This window comes from Enterococcus malodoratus ATCC 43197 (assembly GCF_000407185.1).
In the GTDB taxonomy this organism is placed as follows: Bacteria; Bacillota; Bacilli; order Lactobacillales; family Enterococcaceae; genus Enterococcus_A; species Enterococcus_A malodoratus.
Window position 1 is genome coordinate 269,030 of sequence record NZ_KE136483.1, and the last position, 21,424, is coordinate 290,453.

The following is a 21,424-nucleotide window of genomic DNA, read 5'->3' on the forward strand; positions in this document are numbered from 1 at the left end:
CAGGACTCATGGCAAACAACATTGCGAAACGTAATTTTCAAACAGTTCAATCAGCATGTTGTTGTATGGTGCAAAAAAGCAGCATACTACTTTGTCATGTCTATTAACTGTTCTGAACTCGTTTAAAAAGAGGAAACTTCTAATTTTTTGACGAATCCAAGAGGTGCAGCTTTAATAGCTTGCACCTCTTTTTTTGTACCTAAAATTCGAGATAGGGGGAACCGGCATGTGTTGTTGCTTAATCGATGAACGCAAAAAAACTTACTAACAGGAGGAACTATTATGCATTTATCAACCAAATTGATCCACGGAGGAATCAGTGAAGATCCATTGACAGGAGCGGTCAGCGTGCCAATCTATCAAACGTCGACTTATCGGCAAAAAAAATTAGGACAGCCAGGAGAGTTTGAGTATTCTCGTTCGGGCAACCCGACTCGCTTAGCTTTAGAGGAATTGATCGCTGAACTTGAGGGCGGCGTGAAAGGATTTGCCTTTGGGTCTGGTTTAGCTGCGATTCATACGATCTTGTCATTATTCCAACCGGGGGATCATTTGATTTTAGGCGACGATGTTTATGGCGGAACTTTCCGTTTATTGGAAAAGGTGTTCAAGCCGTTAGGTCTAAGCTACACAATGGTAGACAGTCGAGAATTATCGCAACTTGAGGGCGCATTAACCGATCATACCAAAGCTCTTTACTTGGAATCACCCAGCAATCCTTTATTAAAAATCATTGATTTGGAAAAGAGTGCGGCATGGGCAAAAGAGCACGACTTAATAACAATTGTAGACAACACCTTTGCCACACCTTATTTGCAACAACCATTGGCATTAGGTGCAGATATTGTGGTGCATAGCGGCACTAAATATTTAGGCGGTCACAGTGATTTAGTTGCTGGTTTGGCGACGACGAATAATCAAGAGCTTGCCGAAAGAATCGGATTTTATCAAAACTCAGTTGGTGGAGTCTTAGGGCCGCAAGATAGCTGGCTGCTGCAACGGGGGATCAAAACATTAGCGGTACGAATGGACGCACATCAAAAAAATGCGGAAATAATCGCCAACTTTTTAGTAAACCATTCTGCTGTAGCTAAAGTTTACTATCCAGGTTTAACGGATCATCCTGGTCATGAAATCGCTGCGAAACAAATGCGTGGATTCGGCGGTATGGTGGCTTTTGAATTAGTTGATGAAAGTAAAGTTGCCAATTTTGTTGAATCACTGGAAGTAATCACTCTGGCAGAAAGCTTAGGAGGCGTCGAAAGTTTGATCGAAGTACCAGCAGTCATGACTCACGCATCAATTCCAAAAGAAAAAAGAGAAATATCTGGAATTAGAGATGGGCTGATTCGTTTGTCTGTCGGCATCGAAGACATAACTGATTTACAAGAAGATCTAGAGCGGGCTTTCAGCGTGCTTAATGAAGAAAGATAGTTCTTTAATAATTATAAGATACCTAGAAGGGAAATGAAGAAAATGAAAAAATCACTAATTGCAGTTGCTAGTCTATTAGCCGTCGGGGTCCTTTTTTTGGCGGGATGCCAGTCAAAAGACAGTGGCGAAGCAAGTTCGAAAAATGTTTTGCGAGTTGGGACAGAAGGAACCTATTCACCGTTTTCATTCCGCGATGAAAATGACAAATTAACTGGTTATGATGTCGATGTTGCGAAAGCCGTTGCCAAGAAGATCGATTATAAAGTTAAATTTGTAGAAGCACCTTGGGATTCGATGTTGGCAGCATTTGATGCGAAAAAATCGGATGTAGTCTTCAACCAAGTAGCGATCACACCTGAACGTAAGGAAAAATATTTATTTAGCACACCGTACTCTGTGTCTCATCCTGCGTTGATTGTGAATAAGGATAATAACGAGATCAAAGATTTTTCTGACTTAAAGGGAAAAACCTCTGCCCAATCATTGACCAGCAACTATGCCCAAATGGCAGAAGATAATGGGGCAAAGATTTCGAGTGTGGATGGTTTTAGTAAAGCGGTGGAACTAGTCAGTGATAATCGTGCGGATGCTACGCTGAATGACGATGTGACTTATTACGATTACTTAAATCAAAAGCCCGATGCTCCGATCAAGATCGTGAAAACTTCAGATGAAGCGACAGAAGTTGCCGCGATGTTCCACAAAGGTGATGAGGAATTGGCAGAGAAAGTCAATAAGGCTATCAAAGAGCTAAAAGATGATGGCACCTTGACGAAACTGTCAGAAAAGTATTTTAAAAAGGATATTTCTAAGTAAAGGGAAGGAGTAAGTGAGATGGAACGAACGATTGATATTATTCAAAGCTCAGCGCTGCCGTTATTTTGGGCATTGTTAAAAATGACGATTCCTTTGACTTTGATCTCTTTTGCTTTGGGGATGGTCTTGGCATTAATCACTGCCTTAGCCCGAATTTCAAAAAATCGCCTTTTAAACGGAATTTTCTTCCTATATGTTTGGATCTTTCGGGGAACTCCGCTATTGGTTCAATTGTTCATCGTCTTCTTTGGGCTTCCTTCAGTTGGAATTCAAATGGACGCATGGACGGCCGCGATTTTAACCTTTTCACTAAATACCGGCGCGTATGCTTCTGAAAACATTCGTTCCGCCTTACTAGCGATCCCGCAAGGTCAATATGAATCCGCGGCATCCTTAGGTATGAGCCGTTGGCAGATTTTGTCCAGGATTATCGCGCCGCAAGCTTTTAAGATCGCTTTGCCGCCTTTGTCCAACAGTTTTGTTAGTCTCGTTAAGGACACATCCTTAGCAGCTAGTATCACGATTGTTGAGATCTTCATGACCGCACAAAGGATTGCAGCACGGACCTATGAACCATTGCTGCTTTATAGCATGGTTGCCGTTTATTATCTGGTCTTTTGTACCTTCTTGAATTATTTACAATCCGTACTCGAAAAACGGATGGTCTATTAGGGGGAAGAACGATGTTAACAATCGAGAAATTGAATAAAAGTTTTGATAACAACCAAGTTTTAAAAGAGATAAATTTGACTTTTCAACCGGGCGAGACGACCGTCATCTTAGGTCCTTCAGGCTCAGGTAAGAGCACGTTACTACGTGCGATTGATCTATTGGAAACACCTGATAGTGGAACGATCAAAATAGATCAAGACCATCTTTCTTTTCCACAAAAGTTATCCTTTCGTCAATTGAAAGAGTATCGTGGACATTTCAGTATCGTTTTCCAAGCATACAACCTTTTTCCCCACTTGACGGTGATTCAAAACGTCATGGAAGGTCCAACGCAGGTGAAGAAAGTTTCAAAAGAGCAGGCGCGTGAACAGGCAGAAAAATTATTGACAACGGTCGGTTTATTGGATAAAGCCAAGGAACGTCCGAAACAATTATCTGGTGGACAAATGCAGCGAGTAGCGATCGCACGGGCTCTGGCAATGGAGCCGGAGTTTATGCTCTATGATGAACCAACGAGTGCTTTAGATCCAGAGCTGGCACAAGAAGTATTGCAAGTAATTAAGGATTTAGCTGAATCAGGCAATGGGCAGATTGTTGTGACCCATCATTTGGAATTTGCCCGCAAAGTAGCAGATCGCATTGTTTTCCTAGAAGCTGGGCAAGTCACTTTTGATGGCAGCAGTCAGGCATTCTTTGAAAGTGATAATTTGCGAATTCAGCGATATTTGCAGCAATTTTTATAAAAAATCAAGAGGCAGTGCCCAGTTGGCGCTGCCTCTTTTAGTGCTTAACATTTATTCAATTGTGCTTTTGTTTTTGGTTCTTGAATTTTTACTAAAATCAATTTAGTGATTTCCATCAAGAGAACCGCTGAAGCAGCTAAAGCAAGAGCTAAGCCGATTTCCTTCAAAGCAAAAGCTGCTGGAATAGCAAAGACTTCACGTAATCCTGGCAGTAAAGTCAGACTGAATAGTCCGGCGCAGACAAGAATCGCAAGCAAGACCATTTTATTGGAGAACAAACCAACTTGCAGTGACGTTTGAGTATTTGAACGAGCAGCAAAGGTTTGTAATGTCCGACTTAAAATTAGAGTAGAGAAGGCCATCGCAACCCCCATTTCAGCTGATTGCTGATTCCCAATCCATTGAGCAGTAATTACAGCTAAAGCGATTAGGATTCCTCTGTAGGTAACAGAGATCAATGTTTTACCAGTAAAAATTCCACTGTTTGGATCACGCGGCTGACGTTTCATAATTGTCGGTTCGGCCTTTTCTATACCTAGCGCAATTGCTGGCAGTGAGTCATTGACCAAGTTGATAAAGAGCAGCTGTAGAGCCGTGAATGGATTCGCCCAGCCGATTACTAAAGCAAAGATAATGGCGATAATCGCCCCTAAGTTTCCGGCAAAAAGATAAGCGACGGCTTTTTTGATATTATCAAAAACATTTCGACCAACTTCGACTGCTTTAATGATCGAAGCAAAATTATCGTCAGTTAAGACCATTGCAGCAGCATCTTTCGCTACATCGGTTCCAGTTCCCATCGCGATCCCGATATCTGCTTGCTTTAAAGCTGGAGCATCATTGACACCGTCACCAGTCATGGCAGAGATTTTTCCTTTTTCCTGCCAAGCACGGACGATCCGAATTTTGTTTTCGGGGGAGACACGAGCATAAACAGTGATTTGCTCTAATTGATCCGCTAGTTCAGATTCACTTAACTGATCCAGTTCAGCACCAGTTAGTGCAAGGTCGCCTTGCTGGAAGATGCCGATTTCTTTTGCAATCGCAACAGCCGTTGTCTTGTGGTCGCCGGTGATCATCACTGTTTGAATACCTGCAGAGTTTGCATCAGCGACTGCTTGGAAAACTTCTTCACGAGGCGGATCAATCATCGCTAACAAACCAACTAGGATAAGTTGTTCTTCATCAGCTAGTGTTAATGAATCTGTCGAAACTTCTTTATAAGCAAAAGCTAAAACACGCAATGCGCGTTCAGAGAAGGCTTCGTTTTGTTTTTGGAAACGAGCCTTAAGCTCTGGCGTAAAATCAACGACTTGACCATCAAGTAAAACTTTCGAGCTGCGTTCAAAAACAATATCCGGACCACCTTTGGTCACCATGATTTTTTGCTGATTGATCGTGTGGAGTGTTGACATTAATTTACGATCTGAATCAAACGGCAGTTCCGCTTCACGGGGATGCTTTTTCCGCAGTTCGCGATACGATTGATTTTGCTTCTCGCTGTAGTCAATCAGCGCGATTTCGGTTGGGTCACCCAATTTTGTTCCGTCCTCACTAATCGTTGCATCATTGGCCAAAACGCTGATCTCGATCAAGCGTTGTTCATCTGCTTGCCATTGTTTCGGATCATTTGAAAATTCTCCGCTTTGTCCATCAGCCAAGAAATGATCGACGACAGTCATTTTATTTTGGGTCAGCGTTCCTGTTTTATCAGTACAAATGATACTAGTTGAACCTAATGTTTCTACCGCTGGCAGTTTGCGAATGATCGCATGCTGTTTTGCCATTTTTTTCGTTCCTAATGAAAGGACGATCGTGACAATCGATTGCAAAGCTTCTGGAATCGCAGCTACTGCTACGGCAACAGCAAACATAAAGGCGTTGACAATATCTTGCGTCATATCTGTTGAACCATCTAAGAAGACACGAAGCAATTGAACGCCTAGGATAACTAACGATAGAACCAAGATCGCAATACTTAGTTTTTTACTGAAAGAATCTAAGCCGCGTTGCAGCGGTGTTTTTTGTTCAGTGGTTGATTCCAATAGACCAGCGACTTGACCGATCTCCGTGTCACTCCCAGTGGCAGTAACCAAGAATTTTCCACGACCATAAGTGACGATTGTTCCGCTAAAAACCATATTGAGACGATCCCCGATCGGAACATCGGTGCTTAATGTCGTGATTTCTTTTTCAGCTGGAGTGGATTCACCAGTTAACATTCCTTCATCGACTTTTAACGAACCTGCTTCAAGTAATCGACCATCAGCCGGCACGTAATCACCAGCTTCTAGAATGACGATATCGCCGGCTACGATATCTTTAGCAGGAATACTTTGCTCCTGTCCTCCTCGAAGAACGCTGGCATCTGGCGCTGATAGTTTTTTCAATGCATCTAAGGAACCTTCTGCCTTTTTCGTTTGAATCACACTAACGACCGAGTTCAGCAAAAGTACGGCGAAGATGACGATCGATTCAACATGAGCGCCCATGATCATCTGGACGACAGCTACGATTAGCAAGACGATCACCATCGCGTCTTTAAACGTTTCTAGGAAGAGTGTCAGCGAAGATTTTTTCTTCGCTTCCTTTAATTGATTCGGACCGTTTTCTTGCAGCCGCTGCTGCGCCTCTGATTGACTAAGACCTTCAGGTGCAGTGGTTAAGTCTTTCATTAATTCATCTGATTCTTGTTGATACACGTGTTTTGTCAATTTATATCCTCCAATGATTTTTATTTACTAGACTCGGCAATTTTTCTGGTTCAAGAAGTAGAACTGACAAAAAAAGAGACCTAAGGCAAGTAGTTAAACTTGTCTTAGGTCTCACCATTTCATACGATACCAGAAAACCATTGCTGGTTAACTTACTGTTGATATCACAACAACAAAGTTGCCGGTTACTCCCCTAAGGAGTTATTAATATGGTTAAATCCTAACGGAAATCGTTTCTGAATGCAAGAAAAATGCTGGGCGTACAAATGAAAGTCATCATTTAAGTGAACAAACGGCTTGTTAATCATCATTTTGCAAAGTTATTTAATTTTTATTAAGGAACTATTTTCCAGCAACGATTGTTTTGATTGTACTTTCGTCTAATCCTTTTAAAACTTGGATCAGCATTTCCCGTGCGGCATCAAAATCAGCAATACTGAACATGGTTTGATGAGTGTGGATGTAACGACCGCAAACACCGATTACCGTACTTTGAATACCTTCGTTAGCAGTATGAGCTGCACCAGCATCTGTTCCGCCTTTGGAAACAAAGTATTGGTAAGGAATGTTATGGGTCTCCGCGGTATCTAATAGATATTCCCTTAAACGAGGGAGCAAAATCATTCCAGGATCTTGGATGCGCAAGAGGGTGCCTTCACCTAAATGGCCGAAAGTTCCATTCGTTGTCACTAAATCATCAGCGGCCGAACAATCTACCGCAAAGAATAAATCTGGCTGGAATTTTGTAACAGCAGGTTTGGCTCCACGCAAACCAACTTCTTCTTGAACGTTAGCGCCGGCAATCAAGGTGTAATCTAATGTTTCCTTTTTTAATGCCTCTAGCGCTTCTAATACCACAGTACAACCATAGCGGTTATCCCAAGCTTTACTGATAATATTTTTGCCATTTGCAGTTTTGACTGTTTCGGTTTGAGGAACGATCGTATCTCCCGGAAGAACACCATAAGCTAATGCTTCATCCTTCGATTCAAAGCCGGCATCAAAAAGAATGTCTTCAACTTTAACTTGTCCTTGTCCAGTTGTTCCCCGCAATAGATGTGGAGGGACAGAGGAGGAGATACACGGATAGTTGCCTTTGCCAGTTTTTAAAGTAAAGCGTTGAGCTGAAACGACATACGGATTCCAACCGCCTAAAGGAACTACTTTAAATAATCCGCGAGGGGTAATCTCTGTCAGCATGAAGCCGACCTCATCCATATGGGCTGCCACCATCACGCGCGGTTTATTTTCGTCAGCTTGACGCAAACCAAAGATACCGCCTAAGCCATCTTGTTGAACCTCATCGACTAATGGAGTGATCGCGTTACGCATATAACTGCGAATGTCTTCCTCGAAACCGCTGGTTCCTTGCAGCTCTGTTAATTCTTTGATTCGTTGAAATGTTTTTTCTTCCATCAAATTTCCCCCTCAAATGTTAAAATCCGTTCTCATTATAAGCCTTTGGTACATGAAAATAAATCAATTCATAATCGAGAAACTGCTGATTGCTTTTTTGCTGCTTATCGTCAAAATTTTTTTTGGTAATCTCTGCCAATTGATTTGAAGAGAAGTCATCCGCAAAGTATTCTTGAAAAAAATCACGGCTAATCTCTTCAGTTTTTGTGTATGCAAATCGTTTCGTCCAATAGGGAATATGTTCTTCGTTTAAAAATGCTTTATAGCGTTCATTTAATAACAACTCTGGATTTTTTTCTTCATAAGGGGAGAAGAGCTGGTCTTCATCCTTTACAACTCGCAGCAGCAAGCACCAATCATTGCTAGCTCGGCAAAAATCTATAAAATCAGTTTTAGTTTGCAAGGCAGGATTCATCGCAGAAAAAATCAGCTCATAGCGTTGTTTGTTTTGTCTCAGAAAATTTTCCTGAGTTTGCTGGATCAACTGAACATTTTCGTCCGATTTTGCAGCAGCAATCTTCAGCATTTCTTCGGAGATGTCTACTAAATCATATTTTCCGGCGTATTTCTGTAATACAGTTAAATAACGACCGGATCCTCCTGCAAGATCTAAGAAAGTTTCACAGGGCAGGATTTTTTCTGCCAGCAGAAAATCTCGCAGCTCTTCCGCGATCGGAAAAGAAGATTCTTGTTGAATGTTTTCATATTCTTCGGCGAAATCATTCCAAAACATTTTAAGGTCTTCTAAAAAATCAGACATAAAAACCTACTTTCTAAGCATCAATTGTCTTCAGTATACACCTCAAAAAAATAAATTTGAAATGGATGAAACACGGCAAAAATATTCAGAAAAATGAAGGAATGTCAAAAAATATGCTTTACTTCATGGATAACATATGTAATACTTCGAAGTAATTGAGAACGATTCTCAATCTCGGTTGAATGAATAGTAACTCAGTAGTTTAGGTTCGTGGTGGTTAGGAGAAAAACAATTTTTATTCTAGATCGAAAATATACACGGAACCTAGTTTACCATTAATAAGGAGGAAATTATGGAAAAGTCGAATGTTGGTTATTTGTTTCGATTGGCTGGAAAATCGAGTTTGCTTTTATTAGCGTCAGCAATTTTTAGTATTATTTCGGGCATCATGGATTTTGTTCCATTAGTGATGCTGTATCGTGTCTTGCTGTTTTTATTTGGTGATCAGCCTAATATGGATTTAGCGATGCGTTATGGCATGTATGCGGGAGTGGCGATTATTGTAAAATTTTTGACGATGATGGTCAGCGGGGCACTGTCTCATATCGGTGCGTTTAATACGCTGTATGAAATTCGCAGTCGTCTGAGTGCCCATATTGCCACCCTTCACTTGGGTTTTTTTACTAAGACGACTTCGGGAAAATTAAAGAAAACAATTATTGAAGATACTGAACGGATCGAAACGATGCTGGCTCACCAAGTGCCGGATTTAGCTAAAGCGATCACAGTTCCATTGCTAATGTTTATCTATCTCTGCACGTTGAGTATCCCTTTAGCGTTGTGTCTATTATTGCCAATCGTGATTGGCGCGGTCATCTTGATGATCGGGATGCGCTCAAGCAGTAAATACATGGGCTGGTACCAAAAATTAGTCGGTCAGTTAAATTCTTCGATCATGCAGTTTATTAATGGTATGAACGTGATGAAATCATTTAACGTTACGGCCAAGGGGTTCAAGCAATATTCATCGACCGTTGAAGAATATCACAAGATGTGGACGGAATGTACAAAAATGCAGGCTTGGCCTTATGGGATGTTTTTGATTTTGATCGAATCAGGTTTGCTATTTAGTTTTCCGGCTGGCGGCTGGCTCTATTTAAAAGGGGCAGTTGATTTGCCGACCTTTTTATTTTTCTTAATTATGAGCATCGTGTTTCTGTCTTCGTTGAAAAGTTTAAGCGGATTTGCGATGGCGATCTCACAAATTTTGAGTGGAACAGAGAAAATCAAAGATATCATGGATTTGCCGCAACAAGATTTTGGGTCGCACTCAGAACAGTTGAATGAGGTCAAAATCACCTTTGACCATGTTCATTTTTCTTATGAGGAAGATGACGTATTGCACGATGTTTCGTTAGAGGTGCCAGCTAACAGTCTGACTGCATTTGTTGGGGTATCGGGTTCGGGGAAATCAACGATGGCACAGTTGGTACCACGTTTTTGGGATATTCAGCAAGGTCAGATCTTATTGAATGATCAACCAGTAGAAAGTTTTAGTGAAGAATCATTAATGCAGGCGATCAGCTTTGTCTTTCAAGATGCCTTTATGCTGAGCGATACGATCCGTACAAATATCGCCGTAGGAAAGGATCAAGTAACTGACGCAGAAATTCATGAAGCAGCTAAAGCGGCACAGATCCATGAGTTTATTATGAGTTTGCCAGATGGTTACGATACAGTCATGGCGGAAGCCGGGATTAAAATGTCAGGCGGCGAAAAACAACGCGTCTGTATTGCTCGTGCGATCTTGAAAGATGCTCCCGTAGTTATCTTTGATGAGGCAACCAGCTTTACTGATATTGAAAATGAACGGAAAATTCAGTTAGCCTTGAACAAATTGCTGCAAAATAAAACGACGATCATGATCGCTCATCGCTTAAATACGATCAAACATGCTGATCAAATTTGTGTCTTTGATCAAGGTCGCGTGGTCGAACGAGGCACACATGATGACTTACTGCGCCACAACGGAAGCTACGCTAAATTGTGGAAGATTTATACAGAAAAATAAGGAGGAAACTTATGACTAGTGTGATTAGAAATATACGGGCGGTGATTGGTGAAAAGATCAAGCTGCTCTATACACCAATCTTGTTAGCAGTACTAGATGCTTTTTTGAATATGCTTTTTTATTCGGTGATGATTTTGAGCATCGTTACTTTGATCAAGAATCAGTTTACGGAAAGTTTCTTCTTCCGCGGTATTGCAGTTTTGGCGGTTGTTTTTATTTTCAGGACATTATTGGCTCGCTATAGTTTTGCCTCATTACAATTGAATGGTTCGGTGATCGCGACTGATTTGCGTTTGCGCTTGGCTGAACATGTTCGAGGATTAAACTCCGGCTACTTTAATCAAAACAGTGTTGGAAAGTTGACGAGTTATTTTTCGACGGATATTGCTGATTTTGAACAAGTTCTGACTCATCACTTGACCGACTTTGTTAAAGCCTTGTTTAGTGTATCAGTCTGTATGATTGCTGCGGTAGTGATTGATTTTCGTTTTGCGGGCGTGATGGTTGTCATGATCTTAGTAGCTTTACCTTTAATGATTAAGGGCGGATCTGTTGGGCACACTATCGCACCAGAACATCGAGTAAGGATCAATGCGGTGATCTCACGGGTCGTGGAATATATCAATGGAATCAAAACGTTCCGATTGTATCGCTTGACCGGTACGAAGTTTGAACGATTGGATCAATCATTTAATGAATTAAAAAAATCATCTATTCGGGTGGAACTCTCAATGATGCCGTATGTGATGATCTTTTCAACGATCGTGTCCTTTATGATTCCAGTCGCGTTGATCTGGGGAACCAATTTATTGATTCAGGGCAATTCGACGCCGGAACAATATATCGCTGTTTTGATGTTGAGTGTCTCGACTTCTAGTCAATTAATGACAATTGGAATGCTGTATCCTGAATTGAAATATCTGTCCAAATCGGCAGATAATTTGCGGCAAATTTTTGAAACGCAGCCATTGCCTTATACTAAAGATGCTTTTATCGGAGCCGATCATGAAATTACTTTTGAGCATGTTTCTTTCAGCTACGAAAATGGTGTGAGTGTTTTAAATGATTTATCTTTTACTGTCGAGGATGGGAAAACCACTGCTTTAGTGGGACCCTCGGGTTCAGGGAAATCGACAGTCATTAGTTTGATTTCGCGTTTCTGGGATGTTGATAATGGAGAGATCCGAATGGGAAATGAAAAGCTTCGGGACATTCGACCAGATGCATTGACTGAAGAAATCACTTGTGTTTTCCAAGATGTTTATCTGTTTAATGATACGATCTTAAACAATATTCGTATGGCCAAACCAAGTGCGACGATGGAGGAAGTGACTCAAGCATCTCGTCTGGCAAACTGTCATGAATTCATCATGCAGATGGAAAATGGTTATGACACTTTAGTCGGTGAGGGTGGATCTACACTTTCTGGCGGGGAGAAACAGCGGGTTTCAATAGCCCGTGCATTACTGAAAGATGCCCCGGTAGTCTTGTTGGATGAGTCAACCTCAAGTCTCGATGTCGACAATGAAAAAGAAATCAATCATGCGTTGGATCATTTAATGGCTGAAAAGACGGTAGTCGTAATCGCTCATCGTTTAGATACGATCATTAATGCTGATCAAATCATTGTTCTTGATGAGGGAAGTGTGCGAGAAAAGGGAACTCACCAAGAATTGTGTCGCCAACAAGGGTGGTATGCACAGATGATTAAAGAACAGGAAGTTGCCAAAACTTGGGTGATCGGCGAGACGTCCGAAACTAAGGATATATTGGAAGATGCTAGATAGACTAAAGCCGTTGTTGAAATCCTGAACGATTTCAACAACGGCCTTTTTATTAGTTTCTTTAGTTCAATTGTTTTTGCTTTTCGCGTTTGGCGATCATCGGCAGGATCATCCCCAACAGAATCAAGACGATCGGAGTAACGATATTGGAAATCAATTGGAACATCCATGAGCTAGGATCGGCGGCGTAATCAACTTTCGGCAGCATTCCCAAAATACATGCGAGAATAGTAAAAGCAAAACACCAGAAACCAACAAAGAAACCAAGTTTTGGATTCTTTATGAATTTGTATTCTGAATGAAATTTTTTGTATTGGGCATTCAACATCATATAGGCAAAGAAAACCCAAATATAGCGCATCGGCATTACAATTGAGTTTAGATTCGTCAGCCATTGGACCAAGATACTCATACTCTTAATTCCGAAGATGGGAAGAATGATGATGATGCTAACAAGAATCCCAGTCAATAAGTAGCCGTTGATCAATGTCCCGTTTTTATTTTTCTTGCGTAACCATTGAGGAACATATTCGGGATCAGCATCTGAGAGCAAGATTTTCAAAGGTGCATCAATGGAGAAGGCCAACGCCGAAGATTGTACGGCTGTTTGAGCCAGGCCATAAATGATCATCAAAATATTACCGACACCTAAATGATTACCCAAAATTTGGAAGGCGCTGTAAGCACCATTCGCCATCAAATCATCTGGAATGTTATTACTGTCAAACAACATTCCCATTGCAACGGACCCAAGGACGGCGCTGATGCCAATCATAGTTGCCATGAAGATCATTGCTTTAGGAAAATTTTTAGTTGGTCGATCAATTGAGTTTACATACGGAGAAATTTTTTCGGCACCGCCGACGGCAAAGACCAGCATGGAGATGGTAGCAAAATAACTGAGATTGAAATCGGGAATATACGTTTTGAGACTGCCCATATCCGGTGTAGCGACCGTAAAAGAGGGATCAATAAAGGGGACAGCAACGGCTAAAATAATAAATAGAATCGACATGACAAGCATACCTGAACCCGCGACACTTCCGATAACTTTCAGGGTAGTCAATCCTTTTGTCGAAAGAAATAAAAAGATCAAAAAAATGATTAACGAGATAATAGCGACAATCTGTACACTCATATCGGTAGCGACTCTACCATTCCCTTTGAAGACCCAACCAAGAGCAATTAAAACCGATTGCGGTTTTTGTGCGAGATAAGTAATATGAACGACCCAATAAGTCCATGCAGCATAGTAAGCAACTTTTCTTTTTCCGGTAGTTTCTTTGACCCAGGAACTGACACCGCCCGAACTCGTTTTGAAAGTAGAGCCTAGCTGCCCAACGATCAGCGCGTAAGGAACAAAATAGAGCAGCATGATCAAGATCCAAGAGACGACCACCGAAATTCCCTGCTGCGCATAATTGTTGACGACATTCCCGAACCCCCAAACCATACTAAAAGCAATCATCGAGACAGTGAACCAGCGGATCTTCTTATCAGCCATTTGTTTTTTTCTTCCCTTCTCTGTAAGTTAATAATTTCACATGAACGAATATATAGCGCTTACAATTCTTCTTTAAGTATAGTGAAGAAGGTAATCAAAAGAATTTACTTTACAGATTTCTAATGTACTTTTTTTCAATTTTCATTTTCGTATCATTTTTGGCAAATTACCGAATCTGCTTTTTTTCTTTAGTAAGGCTGGTAGAATGGTGTGAGAACGAAAATCGTTACATTTTTTCGTTAGAAAGTTGGAATAGATAAAATGGGAGTGAAGCAGATGGACATCAGACAAAGTGAACGAGAGGCGCTAATGCCTTTTTTGGACAACGTCTTCAACCAACAACATGAAAAACAATTTGTTGATAATATGCCGGAATCAGTAGAACAGACATGGGCATTTGGTGCTTGGATTGAGGACCAATTAGCTGGGGGGATCGTTGGTAAACGGCAATATGACACATTGCATATCTCTTTGCTGGGCGTGGATGAGGCATATCAGAAATTCGGTGTCGGCTCCAAACTGATGCAGGCGATGGAAAAACATGCAGTACAAGAACAAGTAAAAACGATTACCTTGACGACAAAGGCGTATCAAGCATTGGGTTTTTATTTAAAACAAGGCTATGAAGTGTTTGGCGAATTGGAAGATGTTCCGATGGCAGGGACGACAAAGTATTATTTGGCAAAGAAAATAAGCAGATGAGGAAGAATTTCTTCATCTGCTTTTACTTTAGCTAAAAATAATAATATTGAATCACCATGATGATGATCAGAACTATTATCCCCGGCAAATAATTTGAGACTCGTATTTTGGTCAGCTTCATAACGTTTAAACCGATCGCTAAGATCATTAAACCACCGATGGCGCTGATTTCGTTCATCAAACTATCCAATAATTCTTTTGGCAAATAACGGACGATGATACTTGCAAAGATCGTAATCGCTCCTTGATAGATCAAAACTGGAAAGGCTGAGAAAAGAACGCCGATACCCAGCGAGGCCGTCAACATGATCGACATGAAACCATCCATTACAGCTTTTGTGAATAAGGTTTGATGGCTGCCGGAAACACCGCTTTCGATCGCTCCGATAATCCCCATAGACCCAATGACATAAATTAAGGTAGCTGTGACAAAGCCCTCAGCAAAATTACTATTGCCGCGAGCGAACCGTTTTTCTAAAAATAAACCCAAGCGAGTCATAGAGTCTTCGATTTTCAAAAACTCTCCGATCATTCCGCCAAGACAAATACTAATAATAATGATAATGAACGAACTTGCCTGCAAGGACATCTGAAGGGCCAAGGCAATAACCCCCAAAGAAATTCCTTTTGTTACCGTATCTTTTGTTTGCTCTGTGATGTTCCGCAGAACCACACCAGAAAAACTCCCAACAATGATCGCGAGACAATTTACGATCGACCCCAACAACATAGCCTTCACCCGTTTCTATGATTTCGATTAAAATACAATGAAATGTTATTTAGACATCATCTTACCACGAGTAAATATTTTTTTGAATAGCAATACTAAAAGAAAAGACTGTAAGCATCATCCATAAAAAGGAGATGCTTACAGTCTGGCAGACAAAACGATTTTGTCCTTTTTCAATATTAACTGTTAGACGGCTTTTTCTCGTTCGCGTTTGGCAAGGGCAGGCATGATAAAACCTAAACCAATCAATACAACAATTCCGACAACATTGATGATCAATTCATGCCAGAATAAGCTTGAACCGTAAGCCGCGTCTTGCGGTAAAATACCGAATAAGGTGGCGATAATAGTAACGACCAAACACCAAGCACCAACGAAGACTGCCATTCGATCATTTTTGATAAAGATGTAATCTGATTGGAATTTCCGACTATCTAAACGAATTTTTATGAAGGCATAAAAGATCCAACAGGTTACACCTGGAGAAATGATCCCATTAAGGTTTAACAGCCAGTTAAAAATATCGTTCATTTCAGGTAAGAAAACACCTAATAATAAGATAAAAGCACTCAAGGCAGTTGTTAAAATGTAGCCATTGATCGGCAGACCATCATCATTCAACTTAGTTAATTTCTTCGGCATGAATTGTTTCCCCGTATCAGAAATCAGCATGCGAGTCATAGCGTCTAGTAAAACGGCAAGCAACGCACACATATATATAATTTGAGTGACGGCGAAAACATACATCAACGTGTTACCTAAATGGAAGAATTCACCCAAACGTTGGAAGGCATAGTAAGAACCATTCATTTTTAAATTATTTGGCAGATGATGAGCGTTAAAGAAGACACCTAGTGAGAATGAGCCGAAGACAGTTAGGAAAATCGTCATGACTGTCAGCATAATCATGGCTTTTGGGAATTCTCGTTGCGGTTTACGCATTCGTGTCACAAAGGGGGCGACTAATTCTGCGCCATTGATAGCGTAAATCAGCAGTCCAATCGTCGTTAAATAATGGAGGTCAAACTTCGGTATGACCGCTCCCAGGTTCATGGGCTGTGTCTCAATATGACCGTTCGGCATAAATAATGAAGCGAAGGTCATAAAGACAAATAAGATCGCCATGATGAACATTGCCCCGCCGCCTAATGTACTCAAAACCTCCAAAGATTTTTTAAAGTGGCGCTGCAAGAAAATAAAGGCTAAGAAAACACAGAAGGTCAACAATGCAAACATGGAATTGGACATCTTATCTTCCATTGAATCATTCCCGTTGATCAGCCAGCCGAACCCGACAACAACAGCATTTGCAGTATCGACTACGTAAGGGATTGAGGCTGCCCAATAGGTCCAAGCAGTAAAATATCCTAAACGATCGCCGCTGGTTCCCCGAACCCACGAGGTTAGTCCGCCACCTTCATGATTAAAAACTGATCCCAATTGTCCAACCATTAAAGAGTAAGGAATCACATATAATAGCAGTAAAATTAGCCAAGAAGTAATAACGCCTAATCCTTGATTGGCAAAGTTATAGATAATATCGTCAAAACCAATGACAGTAACAAACGACATCATGGCAAGTATTGGCCATGAGATAAAACTTTTCTTTTCCTCGATCATATAAGTTGCTCCTTTTAGATAGAATTATTCAGCCGAGCAGCCAATGATGGAGGCTTATTTCGATAGGTCACGAAGATCCCCTTCCTGTTCACAAAATACGATCTATCATCCCATAAAAAAATAAAATGCGCCAATAAAAACTGTTTTTCATCGTTAGTTTAGCATAAATAATTAGAAAGATAGAACGGCAATCAGTAAAAGCTCTTTCTGTTCATTCCAGCTTTTTTTGGCTATACTAGATTTAGTAGAAAAGGAGGGCATTAAGTATGAATGAATTTTTTGCCGAAGAAGAAATGGAAAAATCGGAAGGAAAGAATCCGATGATGTTAAAATTATTGAAACAACGGACGATCCTGATTTATGGTGAAATCAATCAGGAATTGGCGAAGACGGTGACAGAACAATTACTTTATTTGTCAGCAGCCAGTGATGAACCTATTACTATGTTTATCAACAGTCAAGGCGGTCACGTTGAATCTGGCGACACGATCCATGACATGATTCGCTTTATTAAACCAAAAGTAAAAATGATCGGAACAGGCTGGGTCGCAAGTGCGGGGATTACCATCTATCTAGCAGCAGATAAAAAAGACCGCTACAGTCTACCGAATACGCGCTACATGATCCATCAGCCAGCTGGCGGGGTTCAAGGTCAATCGACTGAGATTCAGATTGAGGCCAAAGAAATTTTACGTATGCGCAAACGTGTGAATAATTTGATCGCTAAAGCGACTGGTCATACATTGGAAGAAATTGAAAAAGATACTGACCGCAATTTCTGGTTATCGGCCGAAGAAGCAAAAGATTATGGAATCGTCGGAAAGATTATTGAATCCGACACAGGAATTAAATAAGAAGAATGTGAAAGGTTGGCGTAAGCCGACCTTTTTTTATATTTTAGAAGACAATTTGCTTTTTTTGAAGAAAAAGGAATAGACAAGAAAAAGTGAATCTGCTAAGGTTAGAAGAAAAATAAAATTTGATGTGAAAATTCTAAGGAGGAACAAATTTTGGGTGCTAAATTAAAAGAGTTAATGGGATTGCCTTCTTTACGTGAAGCTCAGTTAATGAGTGGGCAAAATTGCTTGAATCAGACGGTGACATCCTTAACCTTTCTGGATATCGCGAATATGGATGATTACGCTGCTTTGCTTGAGACAAATGAATACCACTCTGGTGAATTGGCACTGACTTCCTTTTTCAACATCAAAGATGACGTAGCGAAGCAATGTGAAACGATTCGCCGTTTACATAAAATGGGCGAACTGGGAATTATTCTTTATTACGTGGGAGTCGTCCTTCCGAGATTATCTTCCGAGGTTATTAAGACGGCGGAGGATTTAGATTTTGTGATTATTCAAATGCCGAAAAACCAAAATCAGATTCGCTATAGCGAAGTGATCGTGGAAGTGATGGCCGAAATTTTAAAAGAACGCTCGACAGAAAATCTTGTGAATGAGGTTTTAGAAAAAGCTTCATTATTACCAGAACACTTACGAACCGTTGAGGTGACGTTGAAACTGCTCTCGGATCTGTTACGAACGAATATCATTTTGACGAATCCTGATAATGAAGTGATCAATCAGATCAAATGGCCGCGAAATTCTTCTGTAGATTTAGAACGCATATTGCGCCGGGTCGTTGTGGAGGATGGCGAACAAGTTCAAAAAAATGATTTTGCGATATTTTATAAAGAGCTCTACCACAAAGAGAACGGGGTATTGCGTTTTTATTTATTGAAAGAACATGATCTTTTGACCGAAGCTGAATGCGGCCAGTCCGTGGAATTATTGCAAGTTGCAATGAATTTGTGGGGAAAGAAGCATGGAGAAGTGAGCGAGTATGCGCTCGTACAGGCCATTTTAAATGATGAAAGTGAGAAAATGTATCGACTAGCCAATCATTTGAAGGTGGACGTCAAGGGGATCGAGTTGATGTGGCTGCTGCAAGTGAATGATTTGAGAGAAGAAAAGAAGCTGAAGCAAGACATCCTTGCCTATGCTTCAAAATTCTACAAGACCTGCGTAGCACAATTAATGGATGATCAATTGATTGTGCTGTTGGGAAATTATTGCCATACTGATTCTGAATTGGAACTGGGGGAAGCCTATCTGCAAACAAGTCCTTATCAAGACATGATCGACAGTATCGTTTTGTGCCCACGTTTACGGAACACGACCGAGGTACGAACGACGTATCAATTAGTGAACAAGGTTGCTTTGCAACTGCCTAAACTATTTCATGGGAAGAAGAGTTTTTCCATCAGTGAGATCCGTCAAGTCGTATGTGCGAGTAAATTGATTCAATCGGGTGAGGCTGAAGTCGAAGAGACATTGAGTGTATTGGCTCCAATCATGGACAGTAAAGAGCAGCTAATGACGTTGTGCAGTTTTTTATTGGATGCAGGGGCGGACTTTCAAGTTTGCAGCGAACAATTATTTATCCATAAAAATACGGTGAAATATCGGATTAAAAAGATCAGCGAAGCATTGGGCTATAATGTTATGCGTTTTTCAGAGAGTTACGAATGCTATCTGGCGTGTTTGACCTATCGTTTAATCAGTCTATAAAAGCCAAATGAAAAGCAGCTCGAATGACGAGCTGCTTTTCATAGTAACGTTAATAATTCATCAATATCTGCTTGTTTTGTTGCCCAACTGGTAGCGAAACGAACTACAGTATGTTCATCATCATACTGCTCCCAGAAACTGAAGGCGACAGCTTCTTTCAATTCTTCCATTTGCTTATTTTCCAAGATAACGAACTGCTGGTTGGTAGGTGAATCAAGATAGAAACGGTATTTTTTTCCTACTAACCCTTTTTTTAAACGCATAGCCATATCGATCGCATGCTGACTGATTTTAAAATATAATTGATCAGTAAATAGGGTATCGAATTGAAGTCCCAAAAGCCGCCCCTTAGCCAGCAGCGCCCCTTGTTGTTTCATGTGAGCGATAAAAAATTCGGGTAAGTTGTTTTTGGCGAAGACGATTGCTTCTCCCAAAAAGGCCCCAACTTTAGTGCCGCCAATATAAAAGACATCACAGTATTCTGCAATCAGCGGCAGTGTCAAATCAGATTCAGGACTTGCTAGTCCATAGCCTAACCGAGCACCATCTAAAAAGAGTGGAATTTCATATTCGCGGCATACCTCAGAAATATTTTTTAGTTCTTCTTTAGAGTAGAGTGTGCCATATTCTGTTGGATAAGATAAGTAAACCATTCCTGGAAAGACCATGAACTCCCGATTATCATCTGCCCAAAATTGTTCGAGATATGCACGGATCTGTTGTGCAGAAATTTTACCATTCGTTTGCGGCAGGCTTAAAACCTTATGACCGGAAAACTCGATTGCTCCTGTTTCATGAGTAGTAATATGACCTGTTTCAGGAGCGATTACACCTTCAATTTTTTTCAATAAAGAAGCAATGACTAAAGCATTGGTCATCGTTCCGCCGGCGATAAAGAAGATATCGGCTTCGGGGCAGAGACAAGCTTGACGAATTTTTTCGATTGCTGAGGCAGAATATTTATCCCGACCATAACCGCTTAGCTTTTCCTCGTTCGTTTCAATCATGCGCTGCAAGATTTTTTCATGTGCGCCTTCTAAATAATCACTTTCAAAATTTAGCATAAAGACTCCTTTCTTAATTATTTTCATTGTAGCAGATTAGCAGACGACAAAAATAGTCAAAAAAACTTGTGAGCAAATTTTACTCACAAGCTTTTACTAATTAAATTTCAATGGTTTCTCCAACAGACATAACTTTGCCAATCGTATCTGGCAGTAGTTTAACAAATTCTTCAGGATCTTGTTTTATAACAGGGAAGGTATTGTAATGGATCGGTACGACTTGTTTGGCCTTTAAGCGTTTAGCTGCACTGGCTGCTTCATGTGGTCCCATCGTGAAATTATCCCCGATTGGCAAGAAGGCAATATCGATATCGAAGGCATCACCAAAGAGCGCCATGTCACCAAAGTTCGATGTATCGCCAGCATGATAGATTGTTTTTCCCTCCGCCTGTAAAATAAATCCAGCGGCTTCGCCCATGTAAAGCATCTGTCCATCGACTTCGTACCCTGAGCTATGTTGAGCATGAACCATCTTTACTCGGCCGAAAGGAAAATCAAATTTTCCGCCAATATTCATCCCGTGGGTCTTTTTCACACCGTTTCTTTCCGCAAATTTACAAATTTCAACAATACTGATAATTGTTGCATCGTTGCGTTTAGCAATCGGAATCATATCACCGATGTGGTCACTGTGTCCGTGTGTGACTAGTATCCAATCAGTCTCTACTTTATCCGCTTGTAAATCGGTTAAAATATTTTCGGAAATATAGGGATCGAATAATAATTTTTGTCCATCTTTCATTACGATCGATAAGACTGAGTGACCATGATAAGTAATTTTCATAGTACTTCCTCCTCTTTATACATCTCCATTATAGCGAACTCCTATAATAATAAGTAAGCTTTTGCTTTAAGCTGAACTCGTATAAAATGTAGGGATAAGA

17 protein-coding genes are annotated in these 21,424 nt (G+C 40.7%); 9 read left to right on the forward strand and 8 right to left on the reverse strand.

What is annotated here, in order from left to right; all coding sequences use genetic code 11:
* Positions 1-282 precede the first annotated feature (282 nt).
* The 4 genes from I585_RS16745 to I585_RS16760 are packed head-to-tail and all read left to right on the forward strand — an operon-like array spanning position 283 to position 3,665.
* A complete protein-coding gene (locus tag I585_RS16745) occupies positions 283-1,434 on the forward strand; it encodes a cystathionine gamma-synthase (RefSeq protein WP_010740852.1) in 1,152 nt (383 codons plus the stop codon).
* A gap of 42 nt (positions 1,435-1,476) precedes the next feature.
* Complete coding sequence (locus I585_RS16750; protein ID WP_010740851.1) at positions 1,477-2,250, forward strand: amino acid ABC transporter substrate-binding protein; 774 nt, start codon at positions 1,477-1,479, stop codon at positions 2,248-2,250.
* Positions 2,251-2,268: 18 nt separating this feature from the next.
* Positions 2,269-2,922, forward strand: a complete 654-nt coding sequence (locus I585_RS16755) for an amino acid ABC transporter permease (protein WP_010740850.1) — start codon at positions 2,269-2,271, stop codon at positions 2,920-2,922.
* An 11-nt stretch (positions 2,923-2,933) separates the two neighbouring features.
* The gene (locus tag I585_RS16760) at positions 2,934-3,665 is read left to right on the forward strand and encodes an amino acid ABC transporter ATP-binding protein (protein ID WP_010740849.1); all 732 of its coding nucleotides are present in this window, start codon (positions 2,934-2,936) and stop codon (positions 3,663-3,665) included.
* Positions 3,666-3,709: 44 nt separating this feature from the next.
* Here the strand turns inward: I585_RS16760 and I585_RS16765 are convergent, their stop codons facing one another.
* The 3 genes from I585_RS16765 to I585_RS16775 form a co-directional block, all read right to left on the reverse strand.
* Positions 3,710-6,379, reverse strand: a complete 2,670-nt coding sequence (locus I585_RS16765; protein WP_010740848.1) for a cation-translocating P-type ATPase — start codon at positions 6,377-6,379, stop codon at positions 3,710-3,712.
* A gap of 342 nt (positions 6,380-6,721) precedes the next feature.
* The gene (gene pepA / locus I585_RS16770; protein ID WP_010740847.1) at positions 6,722-7,795 is read right to left on the reverse strand and encodes a glutamyl aminopeptidase; all 1,074 of its coding nucleotides are present in this window, start codon (positions 7,793-7,795) and stop codon (positions 6,722-6,724) included.
* 19 nt (positions 7,796-7,814) lie between these two features.
* Complete coding sequence (locus I585_RS16775) at positions 7,815-8,555, reverse strand: methyltransferase domain-containing protein (protein ID WP_010740846.1); 741 nt, start codon at positions 8,553-8,555, stop codon at positions 7,815-7,817.
* Between the two features lie 292 nt (positions 8,556-8,847).
* On the opposite strand from I585_RS16775, the gene I585_RS16780 reads away from it, so the two are divergent.
* Positions 8,848-10,566 carry an ABC transporter ATP-binding protein gene (locus tag I585_RS16780; protein ID WP_010740845.1) on the forward strand — a complete coding sequence of 573 codons (1,719 nt, stop codon included), beginning with the start codon at positions 8,848-8,850 and terminating at the stop codon, positions 10,564-10,566.
* A gap of 11 nt (positions 10,567-10,577) precedes the next feature.
* Positions 10,578-12,353: an ABC transporter ATP-binding protein gene (locus I585_RS16785; RefSeq protein ID WP_010740844.1), complete on the forward strand. Its 1,776-nt coding sequence runs from the start codon at positions 10,578-10,580 to the stop codon at positions 12,351-12,353.
* A 58-nt stretch (positions 12,354-12,411) separates the two neighbouring features.
* Here I585_RS16785 and I585_RS16790 read toward each other — a convergent pair whose 3' ends face one another.
* Positions 12,412-13,854, reverse strand: a complete 1,443-nt coding sequence (locus I585_RS16790) for an amino acid permease (protein WP_010740843.1) — start codon at positions 13,852-13,854, stop codon at positions 12,412-12,414.
* 276 nt (positions 13,855-14,130) lie between these two features.
* On the opposite strand from I585_RS16790, the gene I585_RS16795 reads away from it, so the two are divergent.
* A complete protein-coding gene (locus tag I585_RS16795; protein ID WP_010740842.1) occupies positions 14,131-14,556 on the forward strand; it encodes a GNAT family N-acetyltransferase in 426 nt (141 codons plus the stop codon).
* 31 nt (positions 14,557-14,587) lie between these two features.
* Here I585_RS16795 and I585_RS16800 read toward each other — a convergent pair whose 3' ends face one another.
* The gene (locus tag I585_RS16800) at positions 14,588-15,286 is read right to left on the reverse strand and encodes a DUF554 domain-containing protein (protein ID WP_034709359.1); all 699 of its coding nucleotides are present in this window, start codon (positions 15,284-15,286) and stop codon (positions 14,588-14,590) included.
* 186 nt (positions 15,287-15,472) lie between these two features.
* A complete protein-coding gene (locus I585_RS16805) occupies positions 15,473-16,906 on the reverse strand; it encodes an APC family permease (protein ID WP_010740840.1) in 1,434 nt (477 codons plus the stop codon).
* Positions 16,907-17,172: 266 nt separating this feature from the next.
* Between I585_RS16805 and I585_RS16810 the strand changes: the two genes are divergently transcribed.
* Both I585_RS16810 and I585_RS16815 read left to right on the forward strand, forming a co-directional pair.
* A complete protein-coding gene (locus tag I585_RS16810; RefSeq protein ID WP_010740839.1) occupies positions 17,173-17,760 on the forward strand; it encodes an ATP-dependent Clp protease proteolytic subunit in 588 nt (195 codons plus the stop codon).
* A gap of 156 nt (positions 17,761-17,916) precedes the next feature.
* A complete protein-coding gene (locus I585_RS16815; RefSeq protein WP_010740838.1) occupies positions 17,917-19,476 on the forward strand; it encodes a PucR family transcriptional regulator in 1,560 nt (519 codons plus the stop codon).
* A 38-nt stretch (positions 19,477-19,514) separates the two neighbouring features.
* Here the strand turns inward: I585_RS16815 and I585_RS16820 are convergent, their stop codons facing one another.
* Both I585_RS16820 and I585_RS16825 read right to left on the reverse strand, forming a co-directional pair.
* Complete coding sequence (locus I585_RS16820) at positions 19,515-20,540, reverse strand: threonine aldolase family protein (protein ID WP_010740837.1); 1,026 nt, start codon at positions 20,538-20,540, stop codon at positions 19,515-19,517.
* A gap of 100 nt (positions 20,541-20,640) precedes the next feature.
* Positions 20,641-21,324, reverse strand: a complete 684-nt coding sequence (locus I585_RS16825) for a metal-dependent hydrolase (RefSeq protein WP_010740836.1) — start codon at positions 21,322-21,324, stop codon at positions 20,641-20,643.
* Positions 21,325-21,424 lie beyond the last annotated feature (100 nt).